At 71.6% G+C, this 21,619-nt stretch carries 20 protein-coding genes and 1 tRNA gene; 14 read left to right on the forward strand and 7 right to left on the reverse strand.

Annotation, left to right across the window (positions count from 1 at the left end; all coding sequences use genetic code 11):
• The first annotated feature begins 156 nt into the window (after positions 1 to 156).
• The gene (locus ACQKQD_RS03930) at positions 157 to 780 is read left to right on the forward strand and encodes an acyl-homoserine-lactone synthase (RefSeq protein WP_026604656.1); all 624 of its coding nucleotides are present in this window, start codon (positions 157 to 159) and stop codon (positions 778 to 780) included.
• 2 nt (positions 781 to 782) lie between these two features.
• A complete protein-coding gene (locus tag ACQKQD_RS03935) occupies positions 783 to 962 on the forward strand; it encodes a hypothetical protein (RefSeq protein WP_020091376.1) in 180 nt (59 codons plus the stop codon).
• A 78-nt stretch (positions 963 to 1,040) separates the two neighbouring features.
• Here ACQKQD_RS03935 and ACQKQD_RS03940 read toward each other — a convergent pair whose 3' ends face one another.
• A complete protein-coding gene (locus ACQKQD_RS03940) occupies positions 1,041 to 2,255 on the reverse strand; it encodes an NADP-dependent isocitrate dehydrogenase (protein ID WP_020091377.1) in 1,215 nt (404 codons plus the stop codon).
• A gap of 206 nt (positions 2,256 to 2,461) precedes the next feature.
• On the opposite strand from ACQKQD_RS03940, the gene ACQKQD_RS03945 reads away from it, so the two are divergent.
• Positions 2,462 to 3,247 carry an RNA methyltransferase gene (locus tag ACQKQD_RS03945; protein WP_427507542.1) on the forward strand — a complete coding sequence of 262 codons (786 nt, stop codon included), beginning with the start codon at positions 2,462 to 2,464 and terminating at the stop codon, positions 3,245 to 3,247.
• On the opposite strand, the gene ACQKQD_RS03950 is transcribed toward ACQKQD_RS03945, so the two are convergent.
• Entirely contained in the window at positions 3,248 to 3,433 is a 186-nt protein-coding gene (locus ACQKQD_RS03950; RefSeq protein ID WP_427507543.1) for a hypothetical protein, read from the reverse strand. It lies immediately after the preceding gene.
• A 127-nt stretch (positions 3,434 to 3,560) separates the two neighbouring features.
• Between ACQKQD_RS03950 and ccmA the strand changes: the two genes are divergently transcribed.
• The 6 genes from ccmA to ACQKQD_RS03980 all read left to right on the forward strand — a co-directional run bounded on the left by ccmA (position 3,561) and on the right by ACQKQD_RS03980 (position 9,552).
• Positions 3,561 to 4,199: a heme ABC exporter ATP-binding protein CcmA gene (gene ccmA, locus ACQKQD_RS03955; protein WP_091980482.1), complete on the forward strand. Its 639-nt coding sequence runs from the start codon at positions 3,561 to 3,563 to the stop codon at positions 4,197 to 4,199.
• Positions 4,196 to 4,864 carry a heme exporter protein CcmB gene (ccmB, locus tag ACQKQD_RS03960; protein ID WP_012322650.1) on the forward strand — a complete coding sequence of 223 codons (669 nt, stop codon included), beginning with the start codon at positions 4,196 to 4,198 and terminating at the stop codon, positions 4,862 to 4,864. The genes ccmA and ccmB overlap by 4 nt, the downstream gene beginning before the upstream one ends.
• 311 nt (positions 4,865 to 5,175) lie before the next feature.
• Positions 5,176 to 5,442: a 30S ribosomal protein S20 gene (rpsT, locus tag ACQKQD_RS03965; RefSeq protein WP_007561677.1), complete on the forward strand. Its 267-nt coding sequence runs from the start codon at positions 5,176 to 5,178 to the stop codon at positions 5,440 to 5,442.
• A gap of 489 nt (positions 5,443 to 5,931) precedes the next feature.
• Entirely contained in the window at positions 5,932 to 7,428 is a 1,497-nt protein-coding gene (dnaA, locus tag ACQKQD_RS03970) for a chromosomal replication initiator protein DnaA (protein WP_427507544.1), read from the forward strand.
• A 279-nt stretch (positions 7,429 to 7,707) separates the two neighbouring features.
• Entirely contained in the window at positions 7,708 to 8,916 is a 1,209-nt protein-coding gene (locus tag ACQKQD_RS03975; RefSeq protein ID WP_427507545.1) for an acetyl-CoA C-acetyltransferase, read from the forward strand.
• A 120-nt stretch (positions 8,917 to 9,036) separates the two neighbouring features.
• Positions 9,037 to 9,552 carry a hypothetical protein gene (locus ACQKQD_RS03980; RefSeq protein ID WP_427507546.1) on the forward strand — a complete coding sequence of 172 codons (516 nt, stop codon included), beginning with the start codon at positions 9,037 to 9,039 and terminating at the stop codon, positions 9,550 to 9,552.
• Positions 9,553 to 9,582: 30 nt separating this feature from the next.
• Here the strand turns inward: ACQKQD_RS03980 and ACQKQD_RS03985 are convergent, their stop codons facing one another.
• Complete coding sequence (locus ACQKQD_RS03985; RefSeq protein WP_020091385.1) at positions 9,583 to 10,362, reverse strand: EAL domain-containing protein; 780 nt, start codon at positions 10,360 to 10,362, stop codon at positions 9,583 to 9,585.
• 113 nt (positions 10,363 to 10,475) lie between these two features.
• Here ACQKQD_RS03985 and ACQKQD_RS03990 point away from each other — a divergent pair, with 113 nt between their 5' ends.
• A complete protein-coding gene (locus tag ACQKQD_RS03990) occupies positions 10,476 to 12,677 on the forward strand; it encodes a 3-hydroxyacyl-CoA dehydrogenase NAD-binding domain-containing protein (protein WP_427507547.1) in 2,202 nt (733 codons plus the stop codon).
• Here the strand turns inward: ACQKQD_RS03990 and ACQKQD_RS03995 are convergent.
• On the reverse strand, positions 12,647 to 13,609 hold the full coding sequence (locus tag ACQKQD_RS03995; RefSeq protein WP_427507548.1) for a LysR substrate-binding domain-containing protein: 963 nt from the start codon (positions 13,607 to 13,609) through the stop codon (positions 12,647 to 12,649). The two genes, ACQKQD_RS03990 and ACQKQD_RS03995, sit on opposite strands and share 31 nt — an antisense overlap.
• 185 nt (positions 13,610 to 13,794) lie before the next feature.
• Here ACQKQD_RS03995 and ACQKQD_RS04000 point away from each other — a divergent pair, with 185 nt between their 5' ends.
• On the forward strand, positions 13,795 to 14,679 hold the full coding sequence (locus ACQKQD_RS04000; protein WP_056522091.1) for an amino acid ABC transporter substrate-binding protein: 885 nt from the start codon (positions 13,795 to 13,797) through the stop codon (positions 14,677 to 14,679).
• Positions 14,680 to 14,694: 15 nt separating this feature from the next.
• On the forward strand, positions 14,695 to 15,753 hold the full coding sequence (locus ACQKQD_RS04005; RefSeq protein ID WP_427507549.1) for a GntG family PLP-dependent aldolase: 1,059 nt from the start codon (positions 14,695 to 14,697) through the stop codon (positions 15,751 to 15,753).
• A gap of 6 nt (positions 15,754 to 15,759) precedes the next feature.
• Here ACQKQD_RS04005 and ACQKQD_RS04010 read toward each other — a convergent pair whose 3' ends face one another.
• The 3 genes from ACQKQD_RS04010 to ACQKQD_RS04020 form a co-directional block, all read right to left on the reverse strand.
• Positions 15,760 to 16,629 carry a 3'-5' exonuclease gene (locus tag ACQKQD_RS04010; RefSeq protein ID WP_091678135.1) on the reverse strand — a complete coding sequence of 290 codons (870 nt, stop codon included), beginning with the start codon at positions 16,627 to 16,629 and terminating at the stop codon, positions 15,760 to 15,762.
• 72 nt (positions 16,630 to 16,701) lie between these two features.
• A complete protein-coding gene (gene ligA / locus ACQKQD_RS04015) occupies positions 16,702 to 19,134 on the reverse strand; it encodes an NAD-dependent DNA ligase LigA (RefSeq protein WP_427507550.1) in 2,433 nt (810 codons plus the stop codon).
• 64 nt (positions 19,135 to 19,198) lie between these two features.
• Complete coding sequence (locus ACQKQD_RS04020; RefSeq protein WP_427507551.1) at positions 19,199 to 20,491, reverse strand: MFS transporter; 1,293 nt, start codon at positions 20,489 to 20,491, stop codon at positions 19,199 to 19,201.
• Positions 20,492 to 20,621: 130 nt separating this feature from the next.
• Between ACQKQD_RS04020 and ACQKQD_RS04025 the strand changes: the two genes are divergently transcribed.
• Entirely contained in the window at positions 20,622 to 21,338 is a 717-nt protein-coding gene (locus ACQKQD_RS04025; RefSeq protein WP_427507552.1) for a 4'-phosphopantetheinyl transferase family protein, read from the forward strand.
• Positions 21,339 to 21,423: 85 nt separating this feature from the next.
• Positions 21,424 to 21,500, forward strand: a tRNA-Pro gene (locus ACQKQD_RS04030).
• Positions 21,501 to 21,619: the final 119 nt, after the last annotated feature.

Genomic DNA, 21,619 nt, shown 5'->3' on the forward strand with positions numbered 1-21,619 from the left:
GCACATTCCGCGGCCCGGCATCGGTGAACGCGATTCGCACCGCGGCAAGTCCTTGGCGCCGCTGCCGGCTGCGCTCGCGGACCCTACGGTTTCTCGTAGTACACAGCCCTCTGTGAAACGACGAAAACCCACGTCAGACCAACGTGAGGTTTGCTCGTGATCCACATCGTCACCCCCGCCAACGCGGATCGCTACGCCGACGCGATGGAGCAGGCCTGGCGCCTGCGCCACGACATCTTCGTCGCCGAGAAGGGCTGGAGCGAGCTGGCCAGGCCGGACGGCCGCGAGATCGACCAGTTCGACACGCCGCACGCGATCCACTTCCTCGCCATGGAGGACGACACCGTCGTCGGCTACAGCCGGCTCCTGCCGACCACGCGCCCGCATCTCCTGTCGGACGTCCTGCCGCAGCTCTGCGAGGGCGAGCGGCCGGTCGGCCCCCAGATCTGGGAATGGACCCGCCAGGGCGTCGCCCGCTCGCACCGGGCCAAGGGCCGCGTCGTCAATCCGGTCTCGATCGCGCTGCTCACCGGGATCGTGGAGTGGGGCCTCGCCCACGGGGTCAACAGCCTGCTGCTGCAGATGCCGACCCTCTACATGATCCACGTCATCCAGCTGCATTTCCGCCCGCAGCCGCTCGGCCTGCCCGTCCAGATCGCCGGCGAGGAGATCATGGCCGCGACCGCCCGGTTCGACGCCCGCACCCTGGCCAAGCTCCGCGCCGTCCGCGGCGACAGTCGCTCGGTCCTCGTCTCCGAACCCGCTTACCTGGTGGCCTGAACATGATCTTCGACAGCAAGGATACCGCGCTGGACGCGCTCGCCGCGCAGTGCCTGCGGGTTCGCGAACTCATCGACTCGGTCGGCGATCCGCTGATGCGGGCCGCCATCGACCTCCTGCTTCTCGAGGTCGCCCGGGCCCTCGCCCAGACGGGTCCGCAGGATCAGGCGAGCGGCGCCTGAGGCGCCGGCGGCACGCGGATGCGAAAGCGGCGGGCGTCCCGGAGGGCGCCCGCCGCTTTTCGCGTCGAGGCTGGAGCCTCAGGCGCCCATCGCGGTCTTCAGGTTCTGGTCGACCTTGTCGAGGAAGCCGGTGGTCGAGAGCCACTTCTGGTCCGGTCCGACGAGGAGGGCGAGGTCCTTGGTCATGTGGCCGGCCTCGACCGTGTCGACGCAGACCTTCTCCAGGGTGGCGGAGAACTTCGCCAGATCGTCGTTGCCGTCGAGCTTGGCGCGGTGCGAAAGGCCCCGGGTCCAGGCGAAGATCGACGCGATCGAGTTGGTCGAGGTCTCGCGGCCCTTCTGGTGCTCGCGGTAGTGGCGGGTGACGGTGCCGTGCGCGGCCTCGGCCTCGACGGTCCGGCCGTCCGGCGTCATCAGCACGGAGGTCATCAGGCCGAGGGAGCCGAAGCCCTGCGCGGCCGTGTCGGACTGCACGTCGCCGTCGTAGTTCTTGCAGGCCCAGACGTAGCCGCCCGACCACTTCAGGCAGGAGGCCACCATGTCGTCGATCAGGCGGTGCTCGTAGGTGATGCCGAGCGGCTTGAACTTCGACTCGAACTCCTCCTCGTAGACCTTCTGGAACAGGTCCTTGAACCGGCCGTCATAGGCCTTGAGGATCGTGTTCTTGGTCGACAGGTAGACCGGGTACTTGCGCGCGAGGCCGTAGTTCATCGAGGCGCGGGCGAAGTCGATGATCGACTGGTCGAGGTTGTACATCGACATCGCGACGCCGGCCTCGGGGAACTTGAACACCTCCTTCTCGATGACTGTGCCGTCATCGCCCTCGAACTTGATGGTCAGGCGGCCCTTGCCGGGCACCTTGAAGTCCGTGGCGCGGTACTGGTCGCCGTAGGCGTGGCGGCCGATCACGAAGGGCTGGGTCCAGCCGGGCACCAGGCGGGGCACGTTCTTGCAGATGATCGGCTCGCGGAAGATCACGCCGCCCAGGATGTTGCGGATCGTGCCGTTGGGCGAGCGCCACATCTCCTTGAGGCCGAATTCCTGCACCCGCTGCTCGTCGGGGGTGATGGTGGCGCACTTCACGCCGACGCCGTGGCGCTTGATCGCCTCGGCGGCGTCGACCGTGACCTTGTCGTTGGTGGCGTCGCGGTGCTCGACGCCGAGGTCGTAATACTCGAGATCGACATCGAGATAGGGGTGGATGAGCTTGTTCTTGATCTCGGCCCAGATGATCCGGGTCATCTCGTCGCCGTCGAGCTCGACGACGGGGTTCGCTACCTTGATCTTCGCCATGGACCGATGCCTTCCCGCGTTGTCCCCGCGCACGGCATGCAAGGGCCGTGCGGTCGTTGTCCCGGGTGGCCTGACGGGCGCCCCGGGCCGGAATCGCCCCGCGACATAGCGCGGCCCTTCCGGCGACGGAAGGCGCGCGCTGTCATCCGGGCGGCATCGTCACTCGGCTCTCGACGGGTGCGGGGCCGCCGTGCCAGACGGCCGCCATGACGAGCCGAGACGCACAGGGCGACGCCCCCGAGGTTTCCCCGAGGAAGGTCACCCAACTGCCGCCCGGGATCGCCCCCGCGGTGATCCTGGTGGAGCCGCAGCTCGCCGAGAACATCGGCATGACCGCCCGTGCCATGGCGAATTTCGGCCTCTCGGAGCTGCGCCTCGTCAACCCGAAGAACGGCTGGCCCAAGAAGGGCGTGCGCGAGGCGGCCTCGGGCGCGACGCACGTCCTGGACGCGGCCACGATCTACGGCAGCGTCGCCGAGGCCATCGCCGACTGCCGGTACGTGCTGGCGACCACGGCGCGGGAGCGCGGGCAGATGAAGCGGGTCTTCGCGCCCGAGGAGGCCATGGGCGAGCTCGCGGCGCGCGAGGGCCAGCGCACCGCGGTGATGTTCGGCCGCGAGCGGGTCGGCCTCACCAACGACGAGGTGTCGCTCGCCGACGCGATCGTCACCTTCCCGGTCTCCCCGGACTTTCCCTCGCTCAACCTCGCCCAGGCGGTCCTGCTGATCGGCTACGCGTGGCGGCAGGCGAGCGGCCGGGCGCGCCTGCCCTTCACGGGCGAACTCCTGTCGCCGCCGGCGACCCGCGAGGCGCTGATCGCGCTGTTCGGTAGCCTGGAGGCGGCGCTGGATGGGGCCGGCTTCTACCCGCCGGAGAAGAAGGAGATCATCGCTCGCAACATGCGCGACATGCTCCACCGCATGTGCCTGACCGAGCAGGATGTGCGGACGTTTCGCGGGGCGCTGCGGGCCCTGGCGCGGAAGGGCGGCTGATCAGCCGGAGGCCGGCTTCATCTCCGGCGGCTTGCCGCCGCCGAAGCAGCGGCCGACCGCCTCCCAGAACGCCGTCTGCTCCTCGGGCGTGCACTCTGCCATGCGCGCCTCGACCTTGGCGCGTCCGGCCAACGCGTCGGCTGTCGCGGCGACCTCGGATTCGCTCGGGTTTCTCGCCTCGGCCATGGGCAATCCTCCGTTGCAGAACGAAAGCGCAGCTGGGCCGTGCGGTTCCGTTCCGCGGCGCAATCGGGCATGGAGTCGGCGATTCGCGGAGCGGCCGCGCGGTGGCGGGACGAGGGCGGGGTATCGGGTGCGGCTCAGCGTGGACAATCTGGCCTGCCGCCGCTCCGGCCGCCGCATCTTCGCCAACCTGTCCTTCGCCCTCGGACCCGGCGACGCCCTGGCGATCACCGGGCGGAACGGCGCGGGCAAGTCGAGCCTCCTCGCCATCCTGTCGGGCCGGCTGCGGGCCGATGCCGGGCGGGTCGACGTCTCCGACGTCGGCGAGGCGAGCCTGCCCGAGTGCCTCCACGCGGTCGGCCATCGCGACGGGCTGAAGAGCTCGCTCACGGCGGGCGAGAACCTCCTGTTCGCCCAGCGGCTCCTGGGCGCGCCGCGCCTGAACCCGCGCGCCGCGCTGGAGCGGCTCGGCCTCGGCCACGCGCACGACCTGCCGGTGGCCTATCTCTCGGCGGGCCAGCGGCGGCGCGTGGCCCTGGCGCGGCTCCTCGTCTGCGCCCGGCCGCTCTGGCTCCTGGACGAGCCGACCGCCGCCCTCGACACGGCCTCGCAGGCGGTGCTCGCCGCGCTGATGGAGGGCCATCGGGCCGGCGGTGGCCTCGTGATCGCCGCCACCCACCAGTCCCTCGGCCTCGCCGGCGCGGCGGAGCTGCGCATCGAGACCGCGGCCGCGGCGCCGGTCGCGGACGCGCTGGAGGAGTGGGCGTGATTCGCGCGGTCCTCGCCCTCATCGCCCGCGACCTGCGCCTCGCCGGCCGGGTCGGCGGTTCCGGCGCCCTGTCGCTGGTCTTCTTCCTGATGATCGTCGCGCTGGTGCCCTTCGCCCTCGGGCCCGACCTCAACCTGCTGTCGCGGATCGGCCCGGCGATCCTGTGGCTCGCCGCCGTTCTGGCCACGCTGATCGGCCTCGACCGCCTGTTCCAGGCCGACGAGGAGGACGGCTCCCTCGACCTGATGACCGCCGCGCCGGTGCCCCTCGAGCTTGTGGTGCTCGGCAAGGTCGCGGCGCACTGGCTGACCACGGGCCTGCCGCTCGCCCTGGCCGCGCCGCTCTTCGGGCTGCTGGTGGCCCTCGACGGCACCGCCATGGGCGCGACGTCCCTGACGCTGCTCGCCGGCACCCCGGCCCTGAGCTTCATCGGCGCGGTGGGCGCGGCGCTCACCGCCTCGATTCGCCGGGGCGGCCTGATCCTGGCCGTGCTGGTCCTGCCGCTGATGATCCCGACGCTGATCTTCGGCGTCTCGGCCGCGCAGGCGGCGAGCGGCGGCACGGTGCCGTTCCTCGTGCCGCTGGCGGTGCTGGCGGCGCTGACGCTGATCGCCGCCGTGGTCGGGACGCTGGCGGCGGCGGCGGCCCTGCGCTGGCCCGAATAGCCGGAGCGCTCCTGCGAGAGCCGGCCGGCGCCCGTCATCGTCGCGGCGATGCGGCCTCCCGCGATCCGACGTCTTCGGGGAGGTCTGCCGGATGCGTCCCGGCGCCCGGACTGACGCCGAGGCCCGCGATCCGGTTTCGCCTCCGAGCGCGTTGACGCGCGGCGCCCCCCTGACTATAGAAGCCGCTTCGCCGAGGGGCCGCGCTTTCGCGCGCGTTGCGTCTCGGCCATCGCCAGACAACCTGACGCGACGACCGATTTCCGGCACAGCCGGCCCGTCGGCATCGCCCGACGAGAAACACGAGGACGTACATGGCCAACACCGCTTCGGCCAAGAAGATGACCCGCAAGATCGCCAAGCGCACGGCGATCAACCGCTCGCGCCGCTCGCGCATGCGGACCTTCGTCCGCAAGGTCGAGGAGGCCATCGCCACCGGTAACCAGCAGGACGCGCTGGCCGCCCTCCGCGCCGCCGAGCCCGAGATGATGCGCGCTGCACAGCACGGCATCGTTCACAAGAACAATGCCTCGCGGAAGGTCTCGCGCCTCGCCGCCCGCGTGAAGGCGCTCGCCGCCTAAGACGCCACGCACCACCGAGACGGTCTCGAGCCCGGCCTTCGCGCCGGGCTTTTTCGTGCGCGCTGTCCGGATCGGGCCGCGCGCTGCCGGCGGCGCCATGAGTCGAAAGCGTTAACCCTATCCAAGAATCGGCACGATTGCGGTTCCCGGAAACGGCGTGTAACTTAACAGAAACTGACACCGGACAAGCAAAACACGACGATTTCGGGACTCCAGCGAATCGATCTGATTCGCCAAGACTCTAGCCGCCGTGTTCAGCTCCCGCGGGAACACTTGCGAATGGGAATCGGCGCCGTCCCCACAAGTCCCACTGTTAAAGGAACCGTAGGTAATTGTTGATAGGCTCTCCCAATCGGCAAAAGTTCCTCGCGGTGGGGTTGACTCCGTCTAGAGGACTCTGTCCCGCCCGTTCTTGCGGGACGCTGAGGGCGTAATTCGTGCGTACGCGCCGCCTGCGGGATTCCGTGGGCAGCGTCGGGAGAGCCAGTGATGCGTGTCGACGGAACGGTGGCGAGCGACGACGACGGGGGCCGCAACGGCGGCGGCAGCACGGATTACGGGTCTGCCTGGGCCCGGGTGAAGCGCCGGCTGCGGGCCGAACTCGGCGAGGACGTGTTCGCCAGCTGGTTCGCCCGGCTGGAGCTGGAGGCCGTGGCCGGCGGAACGGCCCGCCTGACGGTCCCGACCCGCTTCCTGAAGAGCTGGATCGAGTCGCACTACCTCGACCGCGTCCTCAACACCTTCAAGGCCGAGGTCGAGGAGATCGCGCGTATCGAGGTCGGTGTGCGCGGGACCGGGGCGCCGGTCCGTCCGGTCGCCGTCGGAGCCGCGAAGGCCGGCCCGGCCAGCGGCCCGCTCGCCCGCCTCCACGCGACCAGCTCGCCGATGCCGGTCGCCGCGGTCGCACCGACGCCCGAGGCGCGCGGCGCCGAGGCCGGCGGTGACCTGAGCGGCACGCCGCTCGACGCGCGGCTGACCTTCGCGAGCTTCGTGATCGGGCGCTCGAACGCGCTGGCGCACGCCGCCGCCGAGCGGGTCGCCAATCACCAGGGGGAGGGCGCGCTCTACAACCCGCTCTACCTCCACGCGGGCGTCGGGCTGGGCAAGACCCACCTGCTGCACGGGATCGGCCACGCCGCCCGCGAGGCCGGCCGCCGGGTGATCTACCTGACCGCCGACCGCTTCATGTACGGCTTCGTCAACGCCCTGAAGACCCAGTCGGCGCTCGCCTACAAGGAGCGGCTGCGGGGCATCGACCTGCTGATCCTGGACGACGTCCAGTTCATCCAGGGCAAGTCGATCCAGGCCGAGTTCGGCCACACGATCAACGCGCTCATCGATGCCGGCCGTCAGGTCGTGGTCGCCTCCGACCGGCCCCCGACCGAACTCGAGGCCCTGGACGAGCGGGTGCGCTCGCGGCTCGGCGGTGGCCTCGTGGTCGAGATCACGGCCCTCGACGAGGCCCTGCGCGTCTCGATCCTGTCGGCACGCCTCGCCGCCGTGCGGGCCGCGCATCCGGGCTTCGACGTCTCGCCGCAGGTGGCGGCCTACGTGGCCCGCGCGATCACCGCCAACGGCCGCGACCTCGAGGGCGCGGTCAACCGCCTGCTGGCCCACGCCACGCTCACCGGCACCGCCGTGACGATGGAGACGGCCGAGAGCGCGATCCGCGACCTCGTGAAGAACCGCGAGCCGAAGCGGATCAAGATCGAGGACATCCAGAAGCTGGTCGCCTCGCGCTACAACGTCTCGCGGTCCGACATCCTGTCGGAACGGCGTACCGCCGCGGTGGTGAAGCCGCGCCAGATCGCCATGTACCTGTCGAAGGTCCTGACGCTGCGCTCGCTGCCGGAGATCGGCCGCCGCTTCGGAGGCCGCGACCACACCACGGTGCTGCACGCCGTGCGGAAGATCGAGAAGCAGATCGGCGAAGATTCGGTGCTCGGCGACGAGGTCGAGCTGCTGAAGCGGATGCTTCAGGACTAGTCGAACGCGCGAGATTTCCCGCATCGCGTCCGGGCTGAGTTTGCTCTTTCAGGAGCAGGTTCGATCCGGGCGGGCGCGGGGACGGCCGGGCACCCGGCTGATCTGGCCGAGCCCGGACGAGCACGACCAAACCACCCCCGCTGTCACGCGCCCTTCGCCGGCTCCCCGCTATCGGGGCTGGCCGAGGGCGCGCGCGCCGTGGCAGACTGGCGCGAACCGAGACGGCCCTGTAAGGCCGCGTCGCCGACCGGCGAAGATCGACGCCCCGGGGGAGTGCTGATGACGGACGCCTTCATCTACGACCACGTTCGCACGCCGCGCGGGCGCGGCAAGGCGGACGGCTCCCTCCACGAAGTCACCGCCCTGCGGCTCGCCGAGACGGCGCTCCGCGCCCTCAAGGACCGCAACGGACTCGATACCGGCCTCGTCGACGACGTGGTGCTGGGCTGCGTCGATCCGGTGGGCGAGGCGGGGGGCGACATCGCCCGCGCTGCCGCCCTCGTGGCGGATTACGGCGCGCACGTCCCAGGCGTGCAGATCAACCGCTTCTGCGCCTCCGGCCTCGACGCGGTGAACTTCGCCGCCGCGCAGGTCATGAGCGGCCAGCACGAGATGGCGGTGGGCGGCGGCGTCGAATCGATGAGTCGCATCGGCATCGGCGCCTCGGGCGGCGCCTGGCCGGTCGACCCGGCGATCGCCATCAAGTCCTACTTCATGCCGCAAGGCGTCTCGGCCGACCTGATCGCCACCAAGTACGGCTTCACGCGGGACGATTGCGACGCCTACGCGGTCCGCTCCCAGGAGCGCGCCGCGAAATCCTGGGGTGAGGGGCTGTTCGACCGCTCGGTGGTTCCGGTCCGCGACGTGAACGGCATCACGCTGCTCGACCGCGACGAGCACATGCGCCCCGGCACCGACATGCAGTCGCTCGCCGCGCTGAAGGCCTCGTTCGTGCAGATGGGCCAGATGGGCGGCTTCGACGCCGTGGCGACGGACGCGCATCCGGACGTGGAGAGCGTGGAGCACGTCCACCACGCCGGCAACTCCTCCGGCATCGTCGACGGCGCCGCCGCCGTGCTGATCGGCTCCCGGGCCGCCGGCGAGGCCGCGGGCCTGCGCCCGCGCGGCCGGATCCGCGCCTTCGCCAATATCGGGTCCGACCCGGCCCTGATGCTCACCGGGCCGGTGGACGTCACCCGCAAGGTCCTGGCGAAGTCGGGCCTGAGCCTGTCGGACATCGACCTGTTCGAGGTCAACGAGGCCTTCGCGGCCGTGGTCCTGCGCTTCTGCCAGGCCTTCGACCTCGACCCGGAGGCGGTCAACGTGAACGGCGGGGCCATCGCCCTCGGCCACCCGCTCGGCGCCACCGGCGCGATGATCCTCGGAACCGTGCTCGACGAGCTGGAGCGGACCGGCAAGGAGCGCGCGCTGGTCACGCTGTGCATCGGCGCCGGCATGGGCACCGCGACCATCATCGAGCGGGTGTGAACCCCCGCGCGGCCGGGAGCGGCTCCGCGCCGCTCCCCAAAGTCCGGGAACGCTGCTAGAGGCGCGGGCGACGCTCGGCCCTTTCGCGGTCCGGACGATAAAACAACGGGAGACAAGCCCTTGAACCGCCTGATTGCGACGCTCTGTCTGGGCGTCACCCTGAGCCTGCCGGTGGCCGCTCGCGCCGATGACGCGGCGGACCGCGTCGCCGCGGCCACAAACCTCGTCAACAAGACCCTGATCAAGAACCTCCAGACCGGGTTCAACGTCGCCCTCGAGAAGACCGTGGCGCCGATGCCGGAGGCCCGCGCCGAGGCCGTGCGCAAGGAGCTGCTGGACGAGTTCGAGAAGCAGCGGACCCTCATGGTCCAGGGGCTCTCTAAGGACTACGCCGAGAAGTTCAGCCTCGCCGAGCTCAAGCACCTCGACGAGATCTACTCGGACCCGACCTATCTCAAGTTCCAGACGATGAACGCCGATCCGAACTCGTCGGTGACGGCGATCTCGCAGAACTCCGTCACCAAGCTGCTCAACATGCTCGCGGTGGCCGCGGCGACCGACAACGGACCGAAGCCCGGCACCCCGCCGGTGCCGCCTGCGCCGCCGGCCGCTGCGCCGACCCCGGCGCCGAAGTAGGCGATGAGCGCCGCGCGCGTCGGTCGGGTGTCAGGCCGCGCGCGCGGCCACCATGGGGGTGAAGCCCGCGACCGGGGGCAGCCCCTCCAGGAGGGGCTTGGCGAAGTGGTAGCCCTGGACGAGCGTGATCCCGATGCTGCGCAGGGCGTCGAGCTCCGCCGCGGTCTCCACGCCCTCGGCGAGCACCGCCACGTCGAGGGCTCGGGCGATGGCGACCACGCCCGAGACGATGGCGTAGCGCCCGGCGTCGCTGTCGAGGCCGCGCAGCACGTCCATGTCGATCTTGATCAGGTCGGGGCGGAAATTGGCGAGCAGGCTCAGGCCCGCGAAGCCGGCGCCGAAATCGTCGAGCGCCGTCAGGAACCCCTGCTTCCGGTAGGCGGCGACGATGCCCTTGACGTGATCGATGTCTCGGAAGCGCTCCTGCTCGGTGAACTCGAACATGATCCGCCGGTGTGCGAAGTCGATGCGCCGCGCCGCCTCGAGCGAGGCGCGGATGCAGGCATTCGGCTCGTAGACCGCGTTGGGCATGAAGTTGATCGACAGCCGCGTGGCGCTGTCGCGGGGAAACAGCGTGCCGGCGAGCTCGATCGCCTTGACGCGGGCGGCCTGGTCGAACTGGTAGCGGGTCTCGTCGGTCACCCGGTCGAGGATCGTGTAGGCCGGCTCACCCTTCGGGCCGCGCACCAGCGCCTCGTAGGCCCAGACGCTGCCGTCCGCGAGGTCGAGGATCGGCTGGAACGCCATCGTGAAGTCGAAGTCGAGCTTGGTGCCGGCGCGACAGGCGCGGCAGCCGGAATCCTTCGTCATGTGCGGCTTTCGGTGAGTGACCCCGGCCGGCAGACAATGGCCGGACGCGCTCAACACAACCTTAATGCAAGTGCGCCGGCGGATCGTCGGCGGAACCCAGGGAGGACGGCACCGTGACGCTGACCGATTTCCGCTTCGAGACCGATCCCGACGGCGTCGCTCTGGCGACCTGGGACATGCCCGGCCGCTCGATGAACGTGATCACCGAAGGTGTGATGGACCAGCTCGAGCAGATTATCGAGCAGGTCGCGTCCGACCCGGCGATCAAGGGCTGCGTCATCGCCACCGGCAAGGACAATTTCTCCGGCGGCGCCGATCTCACCATGCTCCAGGGTCTGGGCCGGGCCTACGAGCAGCTGAAGGCCGAGCAGGGCGAGGAGGTGGCGATGCGCCACTTCTTCGAGGCCTCCCGACGCCTGTCGTTGCTGTTCCGGCGGCTGGAGACCTGCGGCAAGCCTTTCGCGGCGGCGATCCAGGGCCTGTGCCTGGGCGGCGCCTTCGAGCTGGCGCTGTCGTGCCATCACCGCGTCGCCTCCGACGACGGGAAGACCCGGGTCGGCCTGCCGGAGATCAAGGTCGGCCTGTTCCCGGGCGGCGGCGGCACGCAGCGAGTCGCCCGCCTGATGCAGACCGGCGACGCCCTGCAGATGCTGTTCAAGGGCGAGCAGATCCGCGCGCCCATGGCCAAGGGCATGGGGCTGATCCACGCGGTGGCGCCGCAGGCCGAGATCGTGGAGCGCGCCAAGGCCTGGATCCGCGAGGGCGGCTCGGCTGTGGCGCCCTGGGACGTGCCGAAGTTCAAAGCGCCGTCCGGCAAGGTCTACTCGCCCGCCGGCATGATGATCTGGCCGCCGGCCAACGCCATCTACCGCCGCGAGACCCACGACAACTACCCGGCTGCCAAGGCGATCCTGGCCTCCGTTTACGAGGGCCTTCAGCTGCCGATGGACCTGGCCCTGCGGGTCGAGAGCCGGTACTTCGCGCATATCCTGCGCTCGACCGAGGCGGCGGCCATGATCCGCACGCTGTTCATCTCCATGGGCGAGCTGAACAAGGGTGCGCGCCGTCCGAAGGACGTGCCGGCCACGAACCTGCGCAAGGTCGGGGTGATCGGCGCCGGCTTCATGGGCGCGGGCGTGGCCTACGTCACCGCCCAGGCCGGGATCGAGGTGGTGCTGGTCGACCAGTCGGTCGAGGCGGCCGAGAAGGGCAAGGCCTACGCCCACACGCTCATCACCGGCCAGATCAACAAGGGCCGCGCCAAGACCGCCGACCGGGAGGCGCTGCTCGGCCGGATCCAGGCCACGGCGGATTACGGCGCCCTCGCGGAGTGCGACCTCGTGATCGAGGCCGTCTTCGAGGATCCGCGGGTGAAGGCCGAGGTGATCCAGAAGGTCGAGGCGGTGATCCGCCCCGACGCGATCTTCGCGTCCAACACCTCGACCCTGCCGATCACCGGCCTGGCCAAGGCGTCGCAGCGGCCCGCGCAGTTCGTCGGCATCCACTTCTTCTCGCCCGTGGAGAAGATGATGCTCGTCGAGATCATCAAGGGCGAGGCGACCGGGGACGCGGCGCTCGCCACCGCCCTCGACTACGTGCGGCTGATCAAGAAGACCCCGATCGTCGTCAACGACGCCCGCGGCTTCTTCGCCAACCGCTGCGTCGGCGCCTACATCCTCGAAGGCCACAAGATGCTCTTCGAGGGCGTGCCGCCGGCGATGATCGAGAGCGCCGGCCGCCAGGCGGGCATGCCGGTCGGGCCGCTGTCGCTCAACGACGAGGTCGCCCTCGACCTCGTGCTCAAGATCGCCAAGGCCACCGAGGCGCAGGTCGGGCAGGGCGCCGTCGACCCGGCGCAGAAGGCGATCCTCGCCGAGATGGTCGAGAATCAGGGCCGGCTCGGCCGCAAGAACCGCAAGGGCTTCTACGACTATCCCGAGGGCGCGCCGAAGCGTCTGTGGCCCGGCCTGAAGGACCTGCAGCCGAACCGCCTCGACCCCGACGCCGTCGACTTCACCGAGCTGAAGCAGCGGCTCCTCGTGGTCCAGGCGCTGGAAGCCGCCCGCACGGTCGGCGAGGGCGTGGTCACCGACCCGCGCGAGGCCGATGTCGGCTCGATCCTCGGTTTCGGCTTCGCGCCGTTCACCGGCGGGACCCTGTCGTACATCGACTTCATGGGCGCGGCGGCCTTCGTCGACCTCGCGCGGACGCTCGAGGCCAAGCACGGGCCCCGGTTCCACGTGCCCGACAACCTGGCCGCGATGGCCGAGCGCGGGGGCACCTTCTACGCCGGCGCCGAGAAGCGCGCCGCCTGAGCGACGTCGGCCGGACGCCCGCCCGCGGCGTCCGGCAGCTGGGCGAGCTCCTCCAGCAGGACCGTGCGCGCGCAGGCACCGAAGGCCCGCATCAGCCGCCCCCGGGCGTGGTCCGGGGGGAAGAGCAGCGCGAAATGCACCGGGAGGGCGGGGGCGAAGGGCCGGATCGCGATCGGCGAGACCTTCGCCTCCTCGTGGGCGGCCAGGGGGTTCATCACGCTGACCCCGAGCCCGGCCGAGACCAGGGTGCAGATCGAGGCGCCGAGGCCGGCCTCGGCGGTGATGGTCAGGCCGATGCCGGCGGCCTCGAAGACGGCCTCGGTCCGGCCGCGCAGGGCGCTCCCGAGCGACGCGGCGACGAAGGGCACGCCCTGAAAATCCGCGGGCGCGAGCGATTCCCGCGCGGCGAGGGCATGGTCCCGCGGCAGGACGGCGACGCAGGCGCGCGTCTCGACATGCTCGGCGCGCGCCTCCGGGGCGTCGCCGTACAGCATCGTCAGCGCGGCGTCGCAGGAGCCGGTGGCGAGCCAGTGGTTCACGGTCTCGTCGTCGCCGGAATGGATCGCCACGATCACGTCCGGATGCGCGGCCCGGAAGCGGACGACCGCGCGCGCGAGGAGCCCGCCCGCCAGTCGCGGCATCGCCGCCACCCGCAGCCGCTCCGCCCCGAAGGCGCGGATCCGCGCGGCCGCCGATTCCAGGCTCGTGAGGCCCACGAAGGCGCGCTCGACCTCCGCGTGGAACCGCGTCCCGTCGAGGGAGGGCACGACCCGGCTCCCGCTCCGGTCGAACAGGGGCAGGCCGGTGATCGCCTCCAGCTGCGCGATCAGCCGGCTGACCTGCGGCTGCGAGGTGTGGAGCCGGCGGCTCGCCTCGGTCATGGACCCGGTGGCCACCACGGCCCGGAAGGCCTCGATGTGCCGGAAGGTCATGCGCCGCTCGGCCATATCAGATCCGTATGCTCGGCAGGTGAATCGGCATTGGACGCACGCGCGCGGCCGCTCCTAGGATCAGTCGGCAAAGCTTCGGGCCGACTCCCCGTCGGGGCGGCCGGGCGCTGCGCCGGTTCAGACATAGCGAGGGGGTTCGGATCGTGTCGAGGACGCTGCCGCTTCTGTTGGCCACTCTGTGCTGGGCCGGCCTCGCCGCGCCGTCGGTCGCCGAGGGGCGCCTCGACAAGATCCGCGCGACCGGACAGATCAGCCTCGGCTTCCCGGACGCGTCGCCGCCCTTCGGCTTCCTCGACCAGAACGCCAAGCCGGTCGGCTATTCGCTGGAGATATGCGAGCACGTCGCGCAGAAGCTCAAGGCCGCGCTCGGCCTGCCCAAGCTCGAGGTGCGCCACGTGCCGGTGATGTCGGCGACCCGGATCCCGCTGATCAACAACGGCACGATCGACCTGGAATGCGGCACCGCCAGCAACCTGCCCGAGCGGCACAAGCTGGTCTCGTTCGCGCCGACCACCTTCGTGGCGCAGGTGGTGCTGGTGGCCAAGAAGGACACGCCGGTGGATGTCGACGACATCGCCTCGTTCCGCGGCAAGGCCATCTCGGCGCAGGCCGGCGGCGAGACCCAGCGCGTCGCCACCCGGATCAACGTCCGCGACAAGCTCGACATCCAGGTGATGCCGGCCAAGGACACCGCCGAGGTGTTCCTGCTCGTGGAGACCGGCCGCGCGGCGGGCGCCATCAACGACGACGCCCTGGCCCACGCCACGGTGGCGGGGGCCAAGCGGCCGGCGGATTACAAGATCGGCACCAAGGGCCTGGAATTCGCCCCCTACGGGATCCTGGAGCCGAAGGACGACGCGGCCTTCAAGGCTGCGGTCGACAAGGCGGTGGTCGAGCTGATCCAGGACGGGACCGTAGCGCGGCTCTACGGCAAGTATTTCGAGCAGCCGATCCCGCCGAAGGGTATCAACTTGGAGTTGCCGATGAGCGACGTGCTCAAGCGGGCGCTCGCCAACCCGACCGATTCCGGCGACGAGGCGGCCTACCGGTAGGGCGGCGAGACCGACATGCGAGACGATCACGGCGAAGCCACGGACGCACTGTCCGTGGTCGACCTGCGGAGCGACACCGTCACGCGGCCGACCGAGGCGATGTACGCCCGGATGCGGTCGGCGCCGCTGGGCGACGACGGGCTCGACGCCGACCCGACCGCCCGCGCGCTGGAGGAGACCGCCGCCGCGATGCTCGGCAAGGCGGCGGCCCTGTTCGTGCCGAGCTGCACGATGGGCAATCTGCTGGCGATTCTAGCTCAGGTTCAGCGCAGCGAGCAGGTCCTGCTCGAGGCCCAGGCCCACATGCTCCACACCGAGCGCGGGGCCGCCACCCTGACCGGGGCGTTCCTGGACGGGATCGCCGGGACCGACGGTGCCATGGATCTCGACCGGCTCGAGGACGCCCTCCGGCCGGGCGCGAGCCCGCTGTCGACGGCCATGATCGCGCTGGAGACCTCGCACAACGCCGCCGGCGGCACCGTGCTGCCGCCGGAGCATATGGCCGCGGTGGCGGAGATCGCCCGCGCGCGCGGCATAAAGGTCCATCTCGACGGGGCCCGCCTGTTCAATGCCGCCACCCATCTCGGGGTCGCGCCGGCGGACCTCGCGGCCCATGTCGACACCGTGTCGCTGTGCCTCTCGAAGGGCCTCAGCGCCCCGGTCGGCGCCGTGCTCGCCGGCGACGGACCGGTGATCGCGGCGGCACGGCGCCTGCGGAAGATGATCGGCGGGACGCAGCGGCAGGTCGGGATCGTGGCGGCCGCCGGCCTCGAGGCGATCACCGTCATGGGCGCGCGCCTCGTCGAGGACCACGACCGGGCCCGGCAGCTGAGCGCCGGGCTGAACGCCCTGCCGCGCCTCGCGGCGAACCTGCCGCAGACCAACATCGTGCAGGTCGACCTCTCTCGGACCGGGCGGGACAGCGCGCGCTGGGTCGCGGATCTCGACGCGGCCGGCATCCGCACGCGCCCGCTCGGCCCGCGGCGGCTGCGGCTCGTCACGCACCGGCACATCGCGGCGGCCGACATCGACCGCGCCGTCGCGGCCTTCCGCGCCTGCCTCGACGCGGCCTGAGCCCGGTCAGGCCGCGCCCGCGACCCGGGTCTTTGCGCCGAGCATGCGGGCGAGGAGCACGACGTCGCCGGCATTGTCCGAGAGCAGGTCGGTGATGTCGCCGACCTCCAGCGCCTTCACGTGGCGGCAGCGCATGCCGTAGCGGCCGGCCGTGCAGGTGCAGCGCAGCTCCGGGCCCCCCGGCCGTTCCTCCAGGCTGACGTGGTAGCGGTTGCCGGTCGAGCCGCGCATGGCGAACCGCAGGGCCGCCGGCGCGTCGGGGAAGCTTGCCACGGCCCGGGCGCTGATCGCACCCGGCACGCGGCGCGGCACGGCGGGACCGCCGACCGCCCGCGCGACCGGGAGGCCGAGCGCGGCCGCGAGGGCGTGCACGTCCGCGACCGCCCGCTCGCGCATCGCGGCGAGCGCGATCTCCGCGCAGGCGAAGGCGTCCTCGCCGGCGTCGTGGTGCTCGAAGCGGATGCCGAGGCGCCGCGCGACCTTGCCGAGCCCGCAGCCCTCCGGCGCCGGGAAGACCCGGCGTGCCACCTGGACCGTGCAGAGATAGGCGAGATCGGGGACCGGCAGGCCGGCCCGCGTCAGCCCGGCGCGCAGGACGCCGATATCGAAGCTCGCGTTGTGCGCCAGGATCAGCCCCCGCCCGAGATCGCCGAGATAGGGCGCCATGACGGCGGCGAAGTCGGGCTTGTCGGCGACGTCGGCCGGCAGGATCCCGTGGACGCGGATGTTGCCCGGTGCGAACCGCATCTCGGGCGGCCGGATCAGGTGGCTCTCGCGGCGCACGACGCGGCCGTCGGCGATCCAGGCCAGACCCACCGCGCAGGCGCTGTCACGCCGCTCGTTGGCCGTCTCGAAGTCGAGGGCCAGGACCGTCATCGAGGCTCAACCATGCCGGGTGGAAGTTCTCGGGGTGTTCCCCGAGAGGTCTAGGCCGCCCGGACTCGGGCTTCAACCCTGCGCCACCATCGCCAGCCAGTCGTCCTCCGAGACGACCCGGACGCCGTGCTTCTCCGCGTCCTTCAGTTTCGAGCCCGCACCGGGGCCGGCCACCACCAGGTCGGTCTTGGCCGAGACCGAGCCCGAGACCTTCGCGCCCAGGCGCTCGGCCACCGCCTTGGCCTCGTTGCGGGTCATCTTCTCCAGGGTGCCGGTGAAGACCACGGTCTTTCCCGCGAACGCTGAGGCCGCGGCGGCCCGCTCCATCGGCTGCACCGCCACCGCGTCGAGCAGGGCCGCGACGGCGTCGGCATTGTGCGGCTCGGCGAAGAACAGGAGTAGCGCGTCGGTCGCCACCGGGCCGATCTCGCCGTCGTCGGCGAAGACCCGGTAGGCGTCGCCGGGACGCTGCGCCGCAGCCCGCGCGATCGCCGCGCGCACCGCGTCGACGTCGCCGTAATGGGCGAGGAGGTTCTCGCGCTGGACGGCGCTCAGGCGCGCCCGCTCCTTGGCCGGCGCCGCGTCGTCCTCCGGGAAGCCGAGATCGAGGAGCCGGTCCCGGGTCGTGCCCCCGACGCGCGGCACCGCGGTGAGCTCGACCCAGTCGGGACCAGGCTGCGCCGCCGCGGCCTCGCGGATCGCCGCGATCAGCGTCGGCATGTCGGCGAAGCGCTTCGCCAGCGCCTTGGCGGTCGCCTCGCCGATCTGCGGGATGCCGAGGGCGAAGAGCAGGCGGTTCATCGGCACGGCGCGCCGCGCCTCGACGGCGGCGAGCAGGTTCCGGATCGCCTTGTCTTCGTCGTCGCCCTTCTTCTTGGCGGCCTTCTTCGGCGGCTCGGCCGTCCCCGAATCCGCGCGCCGCTCGGCCGAGAGCGCCTCGCGCCGCGCCACGATGGCGGCTTTGAGTTCCTCGAAGTCGAGGCGGAACAGGTCGGCGGGCTGGCGCACGAGCCCGGCCTCGAACAGGACCTCGATATAGGTCTCGCCGAAGCCCTCGAGGTCGAAACCGTTGCGCGACACGAAGTGCTTCATCCGCTCGACGCCCTGCGCCGGGCAGATCAGCCCGCCGGTGCAGCGGCGCACCGCGTCGGGCCGGCCGGTGCGGGGGTTGACGGCGCGGACGGCGCGGCTGCCGCAGGCCGGGCAGGTCTCCGGGAAGGCGTAGGGCCGCGAGTCGGCCGGGCGCTTCGTGAGGTCGACATCCATGACCTTCGGGATGACGTCGCCGGCCCGGACCACCGTGACCGTGTCGCCGACGCGGATGTCGCGGCCGTCGCGGATCGGCTCGCCGTCGGCGCCGACGCCCTTCACGTAGCCCTCGTTGTGCAGGGTGGCGTTCGACACGACGACGCCGCCGACCGTCACGGGACGGAGCTTGGCGAGCGGGTTCAGCGAGCCTGTGCGGCCGACATTGATGACGATGTCCTCGACGACCGTGGTGGCTTCCTGCGCGGCGAATTTGTGGGCGAGCGCCCAGCGGGGCGAGCGCGAGACGAAGCCCAGCCGCTTCTGGAGCGCGAGGTCGTCGACCTTGTAGACGACGCCGTCGATGTCGTAGCCGAGCCCGGCCCGGTCGGCCTCGATGCCGCGGTAATGGGCGAGCATCGCTTCCGTGTCGGTGAAGGTCTGGGTCCGCGGGTTCACCGGCAGGCCCCAGGCCGCGAAGTGCTCCAGCACGCCGGTCTGCGTGTCGGCGATCGGCGCCGACAGCTCGCCCCAGGCATAGGCGAAGAATCGCAGCGGCCGGGACGCGGTGATCGCGGGATCGAGCTGGCGCAGGCTGCCGGCGGCGGCGTTGCGCGGGTTGGCGAAGAGCGGCTTGCCGGCCGCCTCCTGCCGGGCGTTGATGGCGGCGAAGTCGGCGTGGGACAGGTAGACCTCCCCGCGCACCTCGCAGATCTCCGGCCAGCCGGACCCCGCGAGCACCGCCGGGATGTCCTGCACCGTGCGGGCGTTGGCCGTGACGTTCTCGCCCACCTCGCCGTCGCCGCGGGTGGCGGCGGTGTCGAGCCGGCCGTTCACGTAGCGCAGGGACAGGGACAGGCCATCGATCTTCGGCTCTGCCGTGAAGGCGAGGGGGGCGTCGTCCGGCCAGCCGAGGAAGCGGCGCACGCGCGCGACGAACTCGGCCACCTCCGCGTCGTCGAAGGCGTTGCCCAGCGAGAGCATCGGCACGGCGTGCCGCACCTTGGCGAACTTCTCCGAGGGCTTGGCGCCGACCGACGTGCTGGCGGCGCCCGTGCCGGCGAGATCGGGGAAGCGGGCCTCGATGTCCTCCAGGCGGCGGCGCAGCCGGTCGTACTCGGCGTCCGATATCTCGGGCGCGTCCTCTTGGTAGTAGAGGCGGTCGGCCTCCAGGAGCGCGTCCGACAGCCGCGCGTACTCGGCGCGCGCTTCCTCGGCGCTGAGGTCGAGATCGAGCGGTTCGGATTTCGTGGCGGCCATGCCGGGGTTCTAACGCATCGGCGGCCGGCGGGGAGTCGGCCGCGGCGCGCGATCCCCGATTCCCTCACCGGCGGGCGCCGAGCAGATCGCCGCGCCCCGCCATCCGGAAGGCCGCGAAGAACGTCGCGGCGACGAGGGCGGCGATTGCTTGCAGCGGCAGGAGCGGGGCCAGCCAGCCCGCGACCGCCGTCCCGGCGACCGAGCCGAGGTTCATGGCCGCCATATAGACCTCGAACTGCGTGGCCGCGCCCGGGCGGCCCCGGCTCGCCGCGAGCAGGGCCGGCATCAGGGCGACGATCAGCAGGCCGGGCAGCACGCTGGTGAGCGCCAGGATCGCCGGCGCCGCGGCCCCGACGAGGCCGGCGCCGATCATGATCCCGGCCAGCACGAAGGTGAGGGCACTGCCCAGCAGCAGGGCGCGCAGCGGCGACGCCGCGCCCGCGCGGTCCGACCAGAGTCCCACCGCGACGGCGCCGGCCGTGCCGCTCACCAGGGTCAGGAAAGCCTGGAGGCGCGACAGGCCGGCAGCCTCCCAGCCCTGACGCTGGAGGAGGTCGATCGAGAAGGGCAGCTCGAACAGGCCAAGGGCCGCGTCGAGGCCGAAGCACAGGGCGAGCAGCCGCAGGGCGCGCGGGCGGCGCAGCGCGATCACGGTGCGGCGCAGGAAGCGGCGGAACGGCAGGCGCCGCGGCGCCGGTCCCCGGCGCTCCAGGGACCAGAGCGGATCGGCCGGCGCCTTGCGGACCAGCAGCATCGGCAGGCTCGCGACGATCGCGGCGACGAGCAGCCAGCGGGCGCTCGCGGCGAAACCCCAATTCGCGAGCGTCCATCCGAAGACGGCGGCGCTGAGGCTCGTTCCGGCCACGAAGCCCGCGCGGGTGCAGGCGCTGACCCGGCCGAGTTCCCGGGTGGGGACGTGGTCCATGATCATCCGGTCGCAGGCGGTATCGAGGAGCGAGGCGAACAGGCTGTGGACGAGGAAGACCAAGCCGAGCGCGCCGACGGCGTCGCCCCCGGCGACGAGGAGCAGCGCCAGCGTCGCGTGGCATCCGACCAGCGCGGCGACCGCGAAGGGCCGGCGCCGTCCCATCCGCGTGTCCCCGGCCCGGTCCACCCAGGGCCCCCACAGCGGCGGCTGCAGCGTCCAGGGCAGGCCGGCCAGGGCGAAGTGCAGCCCGACCTCGGTTGCCGGGACGCCCCTGGCCGCGAGGTGGTTGGCGAGCGCCGTCAGCGAGAAACCCGCGACGAGGCCCTGGTAGAGGTAGGTGGCGAAGAAGACGCCGTAGCGGACGGACCGCTGGCCGAGGCTCGGTCTACCCAGGAGGCCGACGCGGAGATCCGCGCTGGACCGCGTCACCGCGCGCGGCGCTTCTTGCAGGAGACGGGCCGCGATCCGATGCTGCTCATTCCTGCCCCATCGGATCGTCGCCCGTGCCGTTTCGCTCTCCCGACGCTAGCGCCCCAGCTCCCGCCTCGCGAGGTGTCGCGTGAGCGCGGTGCAGGTCTGGATCGTCGACCTCGTCCTGTCTCCGAGCCAGGTCGACCGGTGCGATGCCGTCCTCGACGCCGCGGAGCGCGCGCGGGCTGACCGTTTCCTGCGCCCGGCGGATCGCGCCCGGTTCCGCGCCAGCCACGCCGCGCTGCGGCTGGTCCTCGGCGACGCGCTCGGTCTCGCGCCGGCCGACGTCGAGTTCGCCGCCGGAGCCGGCGGCAAGCCGGAGCTCGCGGGCCCGGCACGGGGCGCCGCCGACTTCAACCTCTCCCATTCCGGGGGGCGCGCGCTGATCGGGCTCACCCGCGGCGCGGCGATCGGCGTCGATGTCGAGGCCGTGCGGCCGATCGCGGACGCGCTCCGGATCGCGGCGGCCCATTTCGCCGCCGACGAGGTGACGGCCCTGGCCGGGGCCCCGCGAAGCGCGGTCGAGCGGCGCTTCTTCGGGCTGTGGACCCGCAAGGAGGCGGTGGTGAAGGCTTTGGGCAGCGGCCTGTCGCTGCCCCTCGACCGGTTCAGCGTCAGCGTTCCGCCCGAAGCGCCGCGCCTTCTCCGGGCCGCCGGCGACGCGTCCTGGAACCTGGACGGTCCGTGGAGCCTGGCCGAGGTCGATTGCGGGCGCGATCACGTCGCCACGGTTGCGTCCCGATCCGCGGAGGCGGAGATCACCTGCCACCGTCTTCCGGACGACTGGCCCGATCATCTGGGCTGAAAAGGCGCAACAGCGCGCTTGCGGTGCGGGAAAGGCGCGGCTATACACCCGCTCGCCGGCCCCGGCGGACACGCGGGACGGCCTTCGGAGTGTAGCGCAGTCTGGTAGCGCACCACGTTCGGGACGTGGGGGTCGCAGGTTCAAATCCTGCCACTCCGACCAAAATTCCCGCGATCTCAATTTCAGCGAGAACGGACGGTCACCCTTCGCAAGGGACCTCGTTGACGGATGACGCGTGGCTTCGCTGGTCGGCGTCCGCGTATTCCCAGACTCTCGCGAAT

The sequence above is a fragment of the Methylobacterium sp. NPDC080182 genome (assembly GCF_050281105.1).
Lineage (GTDB): Bacteria > Pseudomonadota > Alphaproteobacteria > Rhizobiales > Beijerinckiaceae > Methylobacterium.